We start from the raw sequence: 13170 nt of genomic DNA, 5'->3' as shown, positions 1-13170 counted from the left end.
CTGCGCAGCAGTGAAGACGCCTAGCTCGCCTGCTTCTTCTCGGCGGGCGCCTTCTTGGCCGCGGGCTTCTTCGCCGGGGTCTTCTTCGCCGGGGTCTTCTTCGCGGGGGCCTTCTCGGTGGCCTTCGCGGGCGCAGTCTTCTTGGCGGCCGGTGCCTTCTTCGTCGAGCCGGACGTGCTCGAGTCGGAACCCGACGACGAACGCGAGCTGGACGACGAACGCGACCCCGAGCCTCCTGTCCGCTTCTTGTCCACGGACGCACGCAGTGCGGCCATCAGGTCGAGGACGTCACCGCCCTCGCCCTCGTCGTCCTCGTCGTCCTTCGCGCCGAACGTCTTCTCGGTGTCGATGTCGTCACCGGCGTCGAGCTTGGCGTCGATGAGCTGCTGCAGTTCCTCTTGGTAGGAGTCGGTGTAGCGGTCGGGATCGAAGTCCGTCGACATGCTCTCGACGAGCGACGAGGACATCTTCAGTTCGTTCGCGCTGACCTTCACCGACGAGTCCAGCGCCGTGAAGTCGGCGGCTCGGACCTCGTCGCCCCACAGCAGCCCCTGCAGCAGGATCACGTCGTCGTGGACGCGCAGCACGCCGAGCCGGGTCTTCTGGCGCAGCGTGAACTGCACGATCGCGAGCCGGTCGGTCTTCGCCAGGGTCTCGCGCAGCAGCACGTAGGCCTTCGGCGAGCGCGAGTCGGGCTCCAGGTAGTACGTCTTCTCGAACATCATCGGGTCGACCTGATCGACGGGGACGAACTCGAGCACCTCGACCTCGTGCGACTGCTCCTCGGGGAGCTGCTTGAAGTCGTCCGCGGTCAGCACCACGGTCTTGTCACCGTCGTCGTAGGCACGCTGGATGTCGGCGTACTCGACCTCGTGGCCGAACTCGCAGACGCGCTTGTAGCGGATGCGGCCCTTGTCCTCGTCGTGGACCTGGTGCAGGGACACGTCGTGGGTCTCGGTGGCCGCGTACACCTTGATGGGCACGTTGACGAGCCCGAACGCGATGGAGCCCTTCCAGATCGACCTCATGCGCACATGATGCCCGTGTCCGCACGGGAGCGCCCGCAGCCGACGGGTTCTCCACAGGTCCGGGTTCGCTGGACCGTCGACCGGTCGACGCGAGCACGATGGGCGCATGAGCCAGCTCGACAAGCAGGACCCGCGCTCGCAGTTCGCCAGGCCGCCGTTTCCCGCGCAGACGCAGCAGGGGTCCGGGCTGGCCAGTGCGATGGACCCGCCGCCCGACCACGGCGAGGTCTCCTACCTCGGCACGGGGCGCATGCGGGGGTACCGCGTGCTCGTCACGGGTGCCGACTCCGGCATCGGCCGAGCCGCGGCGATCGCGATGGCGAAGGAAGGGGCTGACGTCGCACTGAACTCCCTGCCCGAGGAGATCGACGACCTGACCGAGGTCCGTGACGTCATCGCCGACCTCGGTCGCAACACCGTGATGCTGCCCGGTGACCTGACGGACGAGGGCTTCTGCGACGAACTCGTCCGGACGGCGGTACGCGACCTCGGCGGGCTGGACGCCCTCGTCCTGGTCGCCGGACACCAGCTGGTGCACGAGGACGTCACCGAGCAGTCGACCGAGGACTTCGACCGCACGATGAAGGTCAACCTGTACTCGCTGTTCTGGCTGGTCCGGGCAGCCGTGCCGCACATGGCGCCGGGCAGCGCGATCGTGACGACGAGTTCGGTGTCCGCGTACCAACCGCAGGACCGCATGATCGACTACGCGGCGACGAAGGCCGCGATCACCACCTACACCAACGGCCTCGCGCGGCAGCTCGCGGCGAAGGGCATCCGGGCGAACACCGTGGTGCCCGGGCCCGTGTGGACGCCGCTGCAGCCGATCAGCTACCCGGGCGACGAGATCGCACGGTACGGCCAGGACACCCCCTTCGGCCGGCCGGCGCAGCCCGTCGAGCTCGGCAGCGCCTACGTGTACCTGGCGGGGCCGGAGTCGTCGTACACCTCGGGCACGACCCTGACGGTGGCGGGAGCGACCGGGGTGGCGCTGTGAGTCCGGCGGCCCGCAAGACCGTCGTCCTGGTCGGCGATCGGCGACTGGCGCTGACGAACACGGACAAGGTGCTCTACCCCGAGACCGGCACGACCAAGGGGCGGGTGATCGAGTACTACGAGCGTGTGGCGCCGTGGATGATCCCGCACGTCAAGGACCGTCCAGTGACCCGGAAGCGGTGGGCGAACGGCGTCGACGGCAAGGTCTTCTTCGAGAAGAACCTGCCGGACTCCGCGCCCGACTGGGTCCGCCACCACACCATCCACCACTCCGAGCACGACAACGAGTACCCGATCGTCGACGACCTGCCGACCCTCGTGTGGATGGCGCAGCAGGCCGCGCTGGAGCTGCACGTGCCGCAGTGGCGGTTCGGCCCGCGCGGTGGGCAGCAGAACCCGGACCGGCTCGTGCTCGACCTGGACCCCGGCGAGGGCGTCGGCCTGCCCGAGTGCGTCGAGGTGGCGGTCGCGGCACGCGAGATCCTGCACGGCATGGGGCTCGACCCGTACCCGGTGACCTCCGGTTCGAAGGGGATCCACCTCTACGCCGCCCTCGACGGCCGGTCGACCACGGCGAACGTCTCCGACGTCGCGCACGAACTCGCGAAGGCGCTCGAGCACGACCTGCCCGACCTGGTGCTGTCGTCGATGAGCCGGGCCGAGCGGACGGGCAAGGTGTTCGTCGACTGGTCGCAGAACAACGGCAACAAGACGACGATCGCGCCGTACTCGCTGCGCGGCCGCGAGCGGCCGACGGTCGCAGCACCCCGCACCTGGAAGGAACTCGAGGAACGCGGGCTCGCGCAGCTCACGTTGGACGAGGTCCTCGAACGCCTGCAGGCGCACGGGGACCACCTGCACCCGGTCGCCTCCGCCTCGCTTGCCGTCGGGCGCGACGACCACGGTCACTGGGACAGCGACCGGACCGAGCGTGCGAACGAGGCCGAGCAGCCGGCTCGCGACCGGCTCACCGCCTACCGCGCGAAGCGCGACGCCTCGAAGACGCCGGAGCCGGTGCCCGAAGGAGCCCCCACGGTCCGGAAGGACGGCACCCCGACGTTCGTGATCCAAGAGCACCACGCCACCCGCGACCACTACGACTTCCGGCTGGAGCACGACGGTGTGCTGGTGAGCTGGGCATTTCCCAAGGGCGAACCGACCGACCCGGGCAAGAACCACCTGGCCGTGCAGACCGAGGATCACCCGCTCGAGTACGGCGCGTTCGAGGGCACGATCCCGAAGGACGAGTACGGCGGCGGCACGGTCACGCTCTGGGACGACGGCACCTACGAGCTCGAGAAGTGGCGCGAGAGCGAAGAGGTCATCGTCACCCTGCACGGTCGGACCGGCGGCGCTCGCCGACTGGCGCTCCTGCACACCCGCGGCCGGGGCGGAGCGGGCGACGAGAAGAACTGGCTCATCCACCGCACGAAGGAGCAACCCGACAAGCTGGCGGACGCCGGCGGCGCGACGGACGCGGGGCGGGCCTCCCGTCCCTCTGCCGCGCACCGAGACGGACAGCGGCGCATCAGCGGAGCCAGCCCCGCGGACACCGCTCCGGGGGACCGACGGACCATGCAGGCCACCCTGGCGAAGGACGCACCCCGGCTGGACCCGGCCGACTGGGCGTTCGAGATGAAGTGGGACGGCGTCCGCGCGCTCGCCACCGTCCGGGACGGCTCGGTCACACTGCGGAGCCGGAACGACAACGACCTGACGGAGCAGTACCCGGAACTGCAGGAACTCGGCGACCGTGCCGGGGTCGACGGCGTCTTCGACGGCGAGATCGTCGCGTTCGACGACCGGGGGCGCCCGAGCTTCCAGCTCCTGCAGAACCGGATGGGCCTGACGAAGGCGCGCGAGGTGCGGGCGGCGCAGCAGACGACTCCCGTGCGGTTCCTGCTCTTCGACGTGCTCGAGGCCGACGGGCACGAACTCACCCGCCTGGCGTACGACGCCCGGCGGCAAGCGCTCGAGACGGTCGTCGAGCCCGGCGGGGCGATCGACGTGCCGCCGGCCTCGCAGGGTGACCTCGACGGCGTGATGGCGTCGTCGCAGGAGCAGGGCCTCGAAGGGGTCGTCGCGAAGAAGCGCAGCTCGAAGTACGCCGAGGGCAGGCGGTCCGAGGCCTGGCTGAAGCTGAAGCACCACGCCACGCAGGAAGTCGTGGTCGGTGGGTGGAAGCCTGGCAGTGGTCGTCGAGCGGGCGGGATCGGCTCGTTGTTGCTCGGCGTGCCCGGTCCGGACGGTCTCGAGTACGTCGGCAAGGTCGGCACCGGGTTCCGTGACCGCGACCTCGACGAGATCGCCGCAGCGCTGCGACCGCTCGACCGGAAGACCTCGCCGTTCGTCGACGTGCCCCGGATCGACGCACGGGACGCGCACTGGGTGACGCCGAAGCGGGTGGGCGAGGTCGAGTTCGCCGAGTGGACCGGTGACGGACGCCTGCGGCAGCCGTCCTGGCGGGGCTGGCGGCCGGACAAGGACCCCGAGGACGTGGTGCGCGAGCACTGACCTGCTCGCCGGACCGGCCGCCCTGTGCCAGCTCGCGAACGCGCTGATGCGTGCGCATGGGGTCCGCCCGTGGCGAAATTCCGTCCCCCGTCCGGCGCCCGGGCGGGGGACGTTTCCACCCGTCCGGCCGCCGGTCCGCCGCCGACTGTTACGTTCGCCGGGACGAAAGGGCCTGGGGATGAGCTCGAGCAAGTACCTGCCGCCGTACACGGCCGAGGAACGCGTCGCGATCAACGGGGATCGTGCCGCACGGATCCCGGTCGATCCGGGGGCCGTGGTGACCGACACCGAAGCGACCTACGCGGACTTCCTCGCCGACGAGACCGACGAGTAGCCGCCGGGGCGGGGGAGAAGACGGCCCGTGCACCGGATCAGGGAGCGCACGGGCCGCCGTCGAAGCACCGTGACCGACCCTTCAGGGATGGCCGGCCACGGCGCGCTCGCACCAGGCGCGCGGAGGCGTACCTGGTAGGCACGTACTAAGGACGTGACGAACACCCGATTCGTCACACGAGAATCCGAGATCCGCGAAGAGGAGCTGCTCCTGTCCAGCGACGAAGCCCTCGCGGCGTTGTCCGACGCCTCGCTCGTCGAGCGCAGCGCCGACGGCGACACGGCCGCGTTCGGGGTGCTGATCCGTCGGTACGGACCGCACATGCGGGCCTACGCGGCTCGGATCCTCGGGTACGGCGACGGCGAGGCCGACGACGCCGTCCAGGAAGCCGCACTGCAGGCCTGGCAGCGCATCGACCGGGTCGAGGACCCGGATCGGGTGCGCAACTGGCTCTTCCGGATCGCGGCCAACAAGGCCCTCGACCGGCTCCGCGGGCGGCACCCGCACGCCGACCTCGAAGCGATGGTCGACGCCCCGGACGAACGACCCGTCGACGAGGTGGTCGCCACCCGGATGCAGGTGCGGGAACTCGCGCGTATCGTGCAGGCACTCCCGGATGCACAGCGCGCCGTCTGGGTGATGCGCGAGGTGGGTGGGGCGCCCTACGCCGAGATCGCCGAGGCGACCGGGTTGCCCGCGCCGACCGTCCGCGGGCTGCTCGCACGTGCGCGGCGACACGTGCTCGAACAGATGGAGGGGTGGCGATGACCGACGACGTCGACGACCGTCACGGTGCCTTCACGCTGGACGAACTCTCCGACTACCTCGACGCCGACCGGACGCCTGTCCGGGCGGACATCGAGGGTGATCCCGAAGCCGTCGCCGCACTCGAGCGGCTGCAGGCCCTGCGGGTGGCATCACGGGACCTGCTCGACACCGAGGCATCGGCGGACGGCGACGAGCGCTGGATCAGCTCGGTGCTCGCGTCCATCCGGACGACCGCCCACGCCGGACGGGACATCCCCGTCCCCGACGACGATCCGGCCGCGCACCTGGTCGTGACCGAGGGGGCTCTGCGCGGACTCGTCCGCACCCTCGGTGACGACGTGCCCGGTGTCGTCGTCCGGCGGACCCGGTTCAGCGGGGACGTCGGGGTCCCCGGCGGGGCCGTGGACGTCGACGTCACCATCGTGGCCACGCTCGAGGCATCGGTGTCGGACCGTGCCGAGGCGCTCCGGGCGCACATCACGTCGGTGCTCGGCGCGCACGCACCGTTCCGGATCCGCAGTGTCGTCGTTCGCGTCGCCGACGTCGTGGTCGGGGGCACACCGTGACCGCGGACGTCCGGGTGCTCTCCCGCGAACTCACCTCCGTCGTCCTCGCGGTGCCGGGCGTCCGGTCGGTCCTGCCGCCCGGACCCGGGCTCGCCACGCTCGTCCGCGACGTCCGCTCCGTGCTCGAGATCCCGCGGGACGGTGGGGCCGTGCTCGTGCAGGACCGCCCGGACGGGGCGCGGATCCGCGTGGTCGTCACGACCGACCGGGCCGTGCCGACGATCACGGTCATCCGGGCCGTGCGTGACGCCGTCGTGACCGCAGCGCGCCACGCCCTCGGGGCATCGCCCTCCGACGTCACCGTCCGCGTCGTCGAGATCGACTGAGCGTCAGGCGGCCGGTGCCGGTCCGTCCGACGGCTCGGCGTCGTCCGCGACGGGGAGGTCCTCGTCGACGAGCTCGTCCTCGCCGGGCTCGGACACCTCGGCCGCAGCGGCCTTGGCCTCGTCGATGGACTCCTGCGAGCGGCGGAGGAGGTCGTCGTCGTGTGCAGTCTGGTCGCTCATGCTCCAGGAGGCTACGCGGGCGTGCCTGTGTCGGCGTCCCGGCGTCCGGCCGGGCGGTGCGATCCCCAGTGTGTCCTGCCCCGCGGATCGGTCCTCGGGTGGGGCGGTTCGAAGTCGACCGCTGAGGTCGGAGCCGGTGACGAGGGCATCGCCGGCGCGGCCGGTGCGCCGTACGCGTCCGCCGCATCGAGTACGGCGCGCGTCGCCGCAGCGGCCGTCCGCAGGGCGTCGCCGATCGGCATCGCCCGGTGGCCGGGGGTCCGGACCTCGACGCCCCACGGCTCGTCGAAGCCGAGCTCCCGGACGGTGCGCACGAGCCCCGGCAGGTCCCACGCGCCCGCTCCGGGCAGGTACCGTGCCTCGCGGGCTTCTTCGGACAGGGTCATGCCGGCCGGGGTGTGCAGGAGCCCGTCGCTCAGTTCGACCGCCGCGAGCGTCGCGGGCGCGACCGCCTGGCGGATCGACGCCAACGTGGACCCGCTCCGCAGGGTGTGCATCGCGTCGAGCAGCAGCCCGCCGTTCGGGTGACCCGCCGCTGCGACGAACCGCGAGGCCCGTTCGATCGTCGGCAGGTTCGACCACGGCTCGGGTTCGAGGACGAGCTGCGCGCCGACGGCCGCAGCCTGGTCGGCCAACACGGTCCAGTCGTCGGCCATGGTGATCGGTGAAGCGCCGGGCAACGTCGTGTCGGCACGAGCGATCACCTGCCAGGCGCGGAGCGCCGCGGCGGCCTCGAGGACCACCCCGCGGTCGGCGGCGTCGTCGTCGGTCCGGCTCGTGCACGTCCACCAGCGGTCGAGCGGCCCCAACTGGACCCAGACGATCCCCGCACCGTCGAGCATGCGGCGGAGTTCGGCGAAGCCCGTCGTCGCACGCACCTCGTGCAGGTCGTCGAGCGACAACGAGAGTCCGGCGAACCCAGCGGCACCGACCGCGTGGACCCGTTCGCTGATGGGCTCGTCGCCCGCCCACGTCCACGACGTCGCCAGCAGATCGTGTTCCATCACGGCCCGTACCTCCGTCATCCCGGAGCAGCTGCAGACGCCCGTCGCGATGGTCCTGCCCCGTGTGTGCGACGCCGCGATCCCCACCTGGCGTCGCTCCAGGGATACCCGGCGTGTCTGCGAGCCCTCCCAGCGGCGCGTCACACTGCGGAAACGCCGGTCAGACGATGCGGGTGCGGACCGTGCCGATGCCGGCGATCGTGCCGACGACGAGCTGACCGCGCTCCAGGACCCCGACCCCCTCGGGCGTCCCCGTCATGAGCAGGTCGCCGGGGGCGAGCGTCACCGACCGCGACAGCGCCGCGATCGTCTCGGCCACCGACCAGATCTGCTCGGCCAGGTCACCGACCTGCCGTCGTTCGCCGTCGACGACGAGCTCGATCGCACCAGCCGTCGGGTCGATGCCCTGCGCCGGGACGATCGCGCCGATCGGTGCCGAGGCGTCGAACCCCTTCGCCGTGTCCCAGGGCCGACCGAGACGCTTGGCCTCGGCCTGGAGATCGCGTCGGGTGAGGTCGATGCCCACCGCGTAGCCCCAGACGTGGGTGAGCGCGTCGTCGACGCCGATGTCCGCGCCGCCGGTGCCGATCGCGACGACCAGTTCGACCTCGTGCTCGAGCTGCGCCGTCTGCGGCGGGTACGGGGTGTCCGCGTCGTCGACGACGACGGCGTCCGCCGGCTTGGTGAAGAAGAACGGCGGCTCGCGATCTGGGTCGTGACCCATCTCGCGTGCGTGCGCCGCGTAGTTCCGACCGACGCAGAAGACGCGTCGGACGGGGAAGCGTGCGCCCGTGGTCGTGGGGACGGTCGGGAGGCTCGGGGCCGGGATGACGAGGTCGGTCACGGTCTCAGCGTGGCAGGCTCGCAGGGCGTCGGTTCAGCTCTCACCGAAGGACGCCTCGTACTTGAGCTTCCGCGCGCGGGCGCGCTCCTGCCGTTCGCGCCACTCGATCCGTGCCTGGCGGAGCTCCTCCTCGGCGCCCTTCGCCCGCATCATGGGGCCGTAGTGCGGATCGGCGAGCAGCGCTGGCGTGGTGAGCTCACGTCCGTCCAGCCAGTACTTGAAGTCCCGGTCACTGAGCTTCGAGATCATCGTTCGTCCCTTCGTTCGTCGCTGTCTTCAGGTCATCGAGTGCCTGGCGGACCCAGCGGTCGTCAGCGGTCGTCCAGTCGCGGGTGGTCAGGGCGACCGACATGACAGCCGCGGCCTCTCGCTGCCGCACGTCGTCCGAGGTCGCGCGGTCGGCGACCCACGACCAACGCTGCCACCAGAGATCCCGGTGCCCCAAGAACTCGGTATTTCGCCGCCCGGCCCGCCCGTCGACGACCGACACGACCAACGCGCCGACGGCCACGAGAGCCCCGACCACCGACACGACCGCACTCGTCAACGCGACATCCATGTGGACCACCCTGAAGCCACATGACCGGCCACGCGGCGGGCGTGGCCGGTCCTGTGGAAGGTGATCCGGGCCTCCCGGCCTGTGCAGGAGGGATCAGGCAGACGGGTCCTGCGGCCACCCCGAGAACTCCCACCCGTCGACGGACGGGTGGTCCTCGCCCCGCGAGTAGGCGTACTCGCGGGCCGCGTCCCGTGCGGCGGACAGCCGGTCGAGCAACTCGGCGTGTGCGCCCGCGTCGACCCGCGTCAGGGCGTCGTGCGCCAGCGCGAAGCGGTCCATCTCGTTCCGCATGAGCATGTCGAACGGCGACGTCGTCGTGCCCTGCTCCAGGAACCCGTGCACGTGCAGGTCGTCGTGGCCGTTGCGGCGGTACGTCAGCTGGTGCACGAGCGACGGGTACCCGTGGAACGCGAACACCGTCGGGGTCCCGGGCAGGAAGAGCTCGTCGTACCGCTCGTCGGGGATCGGGTGCTCGTGCTTCCGCGGGTCACCGAGGGCGAGCAGGTCGACGACGTTGACGACCCGGACGCCGACCCCGGGAGCGTGCTGCCGGATGATGTCCGCGGCGGCGACCGCCTCGACCGTGGGGACGTCCCCGGCGCAGGCGAGGACGACGTCGATGCGACCGGCGGACTGCTCGGTGCCGGCCCAGTCCCAGACCCCGAGACCTGCGTCCGCGTGGGCGACGGCGTCCTCGAGGGACAGGAAGACGGGCTCGGGGTGCTTCCCGGCGACGATCACCTCGATGCGGTCGGTGGTCTCGAAGGCGTGTGCCGCGACGGCGAGCAGCGTGTTGGCGTCGGCGGGCAGCTTGATCCGGACCAGGTCCTGCTGCTTGGACGCGACGACGTCGAGGAACCCGGGGTCCTGGTGGGAGAACCCGTTGTGGTCCTGCCGCCAGACGTGCGACGACAGCAGGATCGACAGGTTCGACACGGGCGCACGCCAGTCGATGTCGGTCGAGGACTCGAGCCACTTGGCGTACTGCCCGACCATCGAGTCGATGATGTGGGCGAACGCCTCGTAGGTGTTCAGGAGCCCGTGCCGGCCGGAGAGGACGTAGCCCTCGAGCATGCCCTCCAGCAGGTGCTCGGACAGCACCTCGGTCACGCGTCCACGGGCAGCGAGGTGCTCGTCGCCGACCGCGCGTTGTGCCCGCCACACGCGCGAGGTGACGTCGAAGACGGCGTCGAGCTTGTTCGAGATCGTCTCGTCCGGGCCGAAGAGCCGGAACGACGACGGGTTCTTGGTGATCAGCGCTGCGAGCCACGGGCCGAGCGTGCCGGTGGCCGAGGCCGTCGAGCCGGCGGGGACCCCGTACGCGTCGAGCGCGGGCCGGTCGAGGGCCGTCCGGATGCGCCCGCCGTTGGCGTGGGGAGTGGCGCTCATCCGGTCGTCGCCGGTGGGACGGATCGTCGTCATGATCCCGACGGGGTTCCCGTCCGCGTCGAAGAGCTCCTCGGGTCGGTAGGACCGCATCCACTCCTCGAGCTGGGCGCGGTGTGCGGAGTTCTCGCGGACCTCGGACAGCGGCACCTGGTGGGCGCGGAACGTCCCCTCGACCTGCTGGCCGTCGACCTCCTTCGGCCCGGTCCACCCCTTCGGACTGCGGAGGATGATCATCGGCCAACGCGGGCGCAGGTCGGCGGCGCCGGCTGGTTGCCCGGCAGCCGCACGTTCGGCCTGCGCCCGAGCTGCCGCCTGGATGTCGTCGATCGATGCGAGCGCTCGACGCAGGGCGCCGTCGAACAGGGCGTGCACGGCGTACGGGTCGTCGTCGACCCGCTTCGAGTCCACGACGATCGGGTCGTAGCCGAGGCCACGGAAGTAGGCGGTCAGGTCCTCACCGGGGATGCGGGCGAGGACGGTGGGGTTCGCGATCTTCCACCCGTTGAGGTTGAGGATCGGGAGCACGGCACCGTCGGACACCGGGTCGAGGAAGGTGTGTGCCTGCCACGACCCCGCGAGCGGGCCGGTCTCCGCCTCGCCGTCGCCGACGACGCACGCGACCACCAGGTCGGGGTTGTCCAGGGCCGCTCCGTACGCGTGGGCGAGGGAGTAGCCGAGTTCGCCGCCCTCGTTGATGGACCCGGGTGTCTCCGGTGCCGCGTGTGACGGGATGCCGCCGGGGAACGAGAACTGCCGGAAGAAGCGCTGCAGGTCGTCGTCCGCGTACAGCTCGCCCCACGTGCCGTCGAGCCAGGCGTTCGCGTTCATCGCCGGGCCGCCGTGGCCCGGGCCGCAGACGTAGAGGAACTCACGTCCGGTCTCGGCGATCAGCGCGTTGCAGTGCGCGTACACGAGGTTGAGGGCGGGCGAGGTGCCCCAGTGTCCGAGCAGTCGGGGCTTGATGTTGTCGGGCTCGATCGGCCGCCCCAACAGCGGGTTGTCCAGCAGGTAGATCTGCCCGACCGTCAGGTAGTTGGCGGCACGCCACCAGGCGTCGACCGCCCGGAGTCGGTCGGTGGTGGAGAGCTGTGCAGGAGCCATGCCCCCACGCTACGAAATGCCGGCCCCGTGAACCTCAGGAAACCCGTTCCAAACCGATCGCGGGGGTGCACCGAATGAGTTGCACAGGGTAAAAGCCCAGGGCGCTCTCCGGTCAGACATGGCCGTTGTTCAGCGTACGCACAGGAGCATACGTCGGCCGTCGGCCGGGGTGCCCACACAGCAAAGGAAAGATCACCATGCGCAAGAGCCTGAAGACCTCCATCACCCTCGCCACGACCGGCGCCCTCGTGCTCGGCGGTGCCGCGTTCGGCATCTCCTCCGCCCAGGCCTCCACCCCCCAGGTCCACACGGTCTCGTCGTCGTCGTCGAAGATCCCCGCACCGGTCGCCTCGGTCCCCGAGGTCCTGGGTGGTTCCACCGCCGTGAAGCTCGACTCCGGCTTCACCGACGCCCTCACCGCCCTCAAGCTCACCCCCGGCGTCTCCGGGGACGCGACCCTGGCTGACGGGTCGGTGTCGTTCCCGATCACCGCCGGGTCGGTCACGTACTGGTCGCCGGACGGCAACTACAAGCCCTACGTGCAGGGCCTGCTCAACCACGACGACTCCGGCCTGACCCTGAAGGCCGGCGACACCACCGTCACGCTCGAGAACTTCGTCGTGAACCCGGGCTCCTCGAAGCTCTACGGTGACGTCCTGGTCAACGGCAAGGTCGCCGCGTCCAACGCGTACCTGTTCGAGCTCTGGGGCGGTTCCCTCAAGCCCCTCCAGCTCGAGGGCGACAACGCCATCCTGACCGGCACCACCGTCCACGTCTCCGAAGACGCCGCCGGCCTGCTGAACAAGACCTTCGGCACCGACGCCGTCAAGCGTGGCCTGCTCGTCGGCACCGCCACCATCACCGCACAGATCAAGTAACACCCCGCACCACACGCACCACCGCACCACACGTGAAGGGCCGCCCCGGGCAACCGGGACGGCCCTTCACCACGTTCAGTGACGCCGGCGCCACCACCGACGAGGTCGGTCGTCAGACCCGGCCGCCAGTGCAGCCGCAGCCGCTGCGGCCGCGGCGAGACGGGCCTCCCGGCGGTCACGCCACGCGGTGACCTCGTCATCGACGTCCCGCAGCGGCGTCACGACCGGCGGCCCACCGAGCAGCTGACGTCGGGCTTCCTTCACCCGGGCGTTGAAGTCCACCAGGACATCACGCACGTCGGCCTCCGTCGACAGCGCGTCGAGGGCATCGTCGAGTTCCGCGTCCTCGGTGCGGAGTGCGAGAGCAGGCGGAGCGATGCCGCGGATGTCCTCGCGTTCGATCTTGGAGCGGATCCACCAGTCCGGGTCGTGCTGCCCGTCGTTCCCGGGCAGGGGCTTGCCGTGGTGCGGATTGCCCTCGAAGACGCCGCGGCGCTCGGCCTCCTCGATCTGTGCCCGAGCATGCGCGGCGACGTCGGCCGCTTTCAGCAGCCGGCGTTCCTCACGCACCTCGTCCGGATCGAGCGACCCCCGCTCGATCTCACTGTCGACCAGCTGCTGGTAGCGGTAGCGAGCGGCCCTGCGGAGCCGGTCCATCCGTGCATCGACGTCGTTCATGACCC

The 13170-nt window shown here is 70.9% G+C and carries 15 protein-coding genes; 7 read left to right on the top strand and 8 right to left on the bottom strand.

The genetic code is table 11. From position 1 onward, the window contains the following. Positions 1-20 precede the first annotated feature (20 nt). Positions 21-1028 (bottom strand): Ku protein, encoded by a 1008-nt coding sequence (locus EDF31_RS00595; protein ID WP_131844803.1) that lies wholly within the window; start codon positions 1026-1028, stop codon positions 21-23. Positions 1029-1134: 106 nt separating this feature from the next. Here EDF31_RS00595 and EDF31_RS00590 point away from each other — a divergent pair, with 106 nt between their 5' ends. From EDF31_RS00590 to EDF31_RS00570, 6 genes are all read left to right on the top strand, one after another. Further along, positions 1135-2025: an SDR family oxidoreductase gene (locus EDF31_RS00590; protein ID WP_131844802.1), complete on the top strand. Its 891-nt coding sequence runs from the start codon at positions 1135-1137 to the stop codon at positions 2023-2025. Next, a complete protein-coding gene (locus tag EDF31_RS00585; RefSeq protein ID WP_131844801.1) occupies positions 2022-4538 on the top strand; it encodes an ATP-dependent DNA ligase in 2517 nt (838 codons plus the stop codon). Before EDF31_RS00590 ends, EDF31_RS00585 begins: the two co-directional genes overlap by 4 nt. A gap of 178 nt (positions 4539-4716) precedes the next feature. Beyond that, positions 4717-4872: a hypothetical protein gene (locus EDF31_RS19800; RefSeq protein WP_159570798.1), complete on the top strand. Its 156-nt coding sequence runs from the start codon at positions 4717-4719 to the stop codon at positions 4870-4872. 153 nt (positions 4873-5025) lie between these two features. Continuing rightward, positions 5026-5640: an RNA polymerase sigma factor gene (locus EDF31_RS00580; protein WP_243649780.1), complete on the top strand. Its 615-nt coding sequence runs from the start codon at positions 5026-5028 to the stop codon at positions 5638-5640. Continuing rightward, a complete protein-coding gene (locus EDF31_RS00575; protein ID WP_123937329.1) occupies positions 5637-6206 on the top strand; it encodes a hypothetical protein in 570 nt (189 codons plus the stop codon). Before EDF31_RS00580 ends, EDF31_RS00575 begins: the two co-directional genes overlap by 4 nt. After that, on the top strand, positions 6203-6532 hold the full coding sequence (locus EDF31_RS00570; protein WP_131844800.1) for a hypothetical protein: 330 nt from the start codon (positions 6203-6205) through the stop codon (positions 6530-6532). The genes EDF31_RS00575 and EDF31_RS00570 overlap by 4 nt, the downstream gene beginning before the upstream one ends. Before the next feature lie 3 nt (positions 6533-6535). Here the strand turns inward: EDF31_RS00570 and EDF31_RS19795 are convergent, their stop codons facing one another. The 6 genes from EDF31_RS19795 to EDF31_RS00545 all read right to left on the bottom strand — a co-directional run bounded on the left by EDF31_RS19795 (position 6536) and on the right by EDF31_RS00545 (position 11609). Beyond that, positions 6536-6712, bottom strand: a complete 177-nt coding sequence (locus EDF31_RS19795) for a hypothetical protein (RefSeq protein WP_165901280.1) — start codon at positions 6710-6712, stop codon at positions 6536-6538. An 11-nt stretch (positions 6713-6723) separates the two neighbouring features. After that, a complete protein-coding gene (locus EDF31_RS00565) occupies positions 6724-7716 on the bottom strand; it encodes a TIM barrel protein (RefSeq protein WP_165901279.1) in 993 nt (330 codons plus the stop codon). A gap of 160 nt (positions 7717-7876) precedes the next feature. After that, positions 7877-8560 (bottom strand): fumarylacetoacetate hydrolase family protein, encoded by a 684-nt coding sequence (locus EDF31_RS00560; RefSeq protein WP_131844798.1) that lies wholly within the window; start codon positions 8558-8560, stop codon positions 7877-7879. 33 nt (positions 8561-8593) lie between these two features. After that, on the bottom strand, positions 8594-8809 hold the full coding sequence (locus EDF31_RS00555) for a hypothetical protein (RefSeq protein WP_123294902.1): 216 nt from the start codon (positions 8807-8809) through the stop codon (positions 8594-8596). Continuing rightward, entirely contained in the window at positions 8790-9092 is a 303-nt protein-coding gene (locus EDF31_RS00550) for a hypothetical protein (protein ID WP_131844797.1), read from the bottom strand. The genes EDF31_RS00555 and EDF31_RS00550 overlap by 20 nt, the downstream gene beginning before the upstream one ends. A gap of 120 nt (positions 9093-9212) precedes the next feature. Then, complete coding sequence (locus EDF31_RS00545) at positions 9213-11609, bottom strand: phosphoketolase family protein (protein WP_131844796.1); 2397 nt, start codon at positions 11607-11609, stop codon at positions 9213-9215. Between the two features lie 197 nt (positions 11610-11806). Here EDF31_RS00545 and EDF31_RS00540 point away from each other — a divergent pair, with 197 nt between their 5' ends. Then, positions 11807-12487, top strand: a complete 681-nt coding sequence (locus tag EDF31_RS00540; RefSeq protein WP_131844795.1) for a hypothetical protein — start codon at positions 11807-11809, stop codon at positions 12485-12487. Between the two features lie 75 nt (positions 12488-12562). On the opposite strand, the gene EDF31_RS00535 is transcribed toward EDF31_RS00540, so the two are convergent. Then, positions 12563-13165, bottom strand: coding sequence for a DUF1992 domain-containing protein (locus EDF31_RS00535; protein ID WP_131844794.1), 603 nt, complete (start codon positions 13163-13165; stop codon positions 12563-12565). Between the last annotated feature and the right edge of the window lie 5 nt (positions 13166-13170).

The sequence above is a fragment of the Curtobacterium sp. PhB142 genome (genome assembly GCF_004341255.1).
Taxonomy (GTDB): Bacteria; Actinomycetota; Actinomycetes; order Actinomycetales; family Microbacteriaceae; genus Curtobacterium.
The sequence above is the reverse complement of the archived record's forward strand: the minus strand, read 5'-3'. Positions and strand labels throughout refer to the sequence as shown.

Bases quoted from the DNA above. Each gene is read 5' to 3' on its own strand.
- EDF31_RS00595 (WP_131844803.1), bottom strand. From the start codon at position 1,028: ATGAGGTCGATCTGGAAGGGCTCCATCGCGTTCGGGCTCGTCAACGTG.
- EDF31_RS00590 (WP_131844802.1), top strand. From the start codon at position 1,135: ATGAGCCAGCTCGACAAGCAGGACCCGCGCTCGCAGTTCGCCAGGCCG.
- EDF31_RS19800 (WP_159570798.1), top strand. From the start codon at position 4,717: ATGAGCTCGAGCAAGTACCTGCCGCCGTACACGGCCGAGGAACGCGTC.
- EDF31_RS00575 (WP_123937329.1), top strand. From the start codon at position 5,637: ATGACCGACGACGTCGACGACCGTCACGGTGCCTTCACGCTGGACGAA.
- EDF31_RS19795 (WP_165901280.1), bottom strand. From the start codon at position 6,712: ATGAGCGACCAGACTGCACACGACGACGACCTCCTCCGCCGCTCGCAG.
- EDF31_RS00565 (WP_165901279.1), bottom strand. From the start codon at position 7,716: ATGGAACACGATCTGCTGGCGACGTCGTGGACGTGGGCGGGCGACGAG.
- EDF31_RS00555 (WP_123294902.1), bottom strand. From the start codon at position 8,809: ATGATCTCGAAGCTCAGTGACCGGGACTTCAAGTACTGGCTGGACGGA.
- EDF31_RS00545 (WP_131844796.1), bottom strand. From the start codon at position 11,609: ATGGCTCCTGCACAGCTCTCCACCACCGACCGACTCCGGGCGGTCGAC.
- EDF31_RS00540 (WP_131844795.1), top strand. From the start codon at position 11,807: ATGCGCAAGAGCCTGAAGACCTCCATCACCCTCGCCACGACCGGCGCC.
- EDF31_RS00535 (WP_131844794.1), bottom strand. From the start codon at position 13,165: ATGAACGACGTCGATGCACGGATGGACCGGCTCCGCAGGGCCGCTCGC.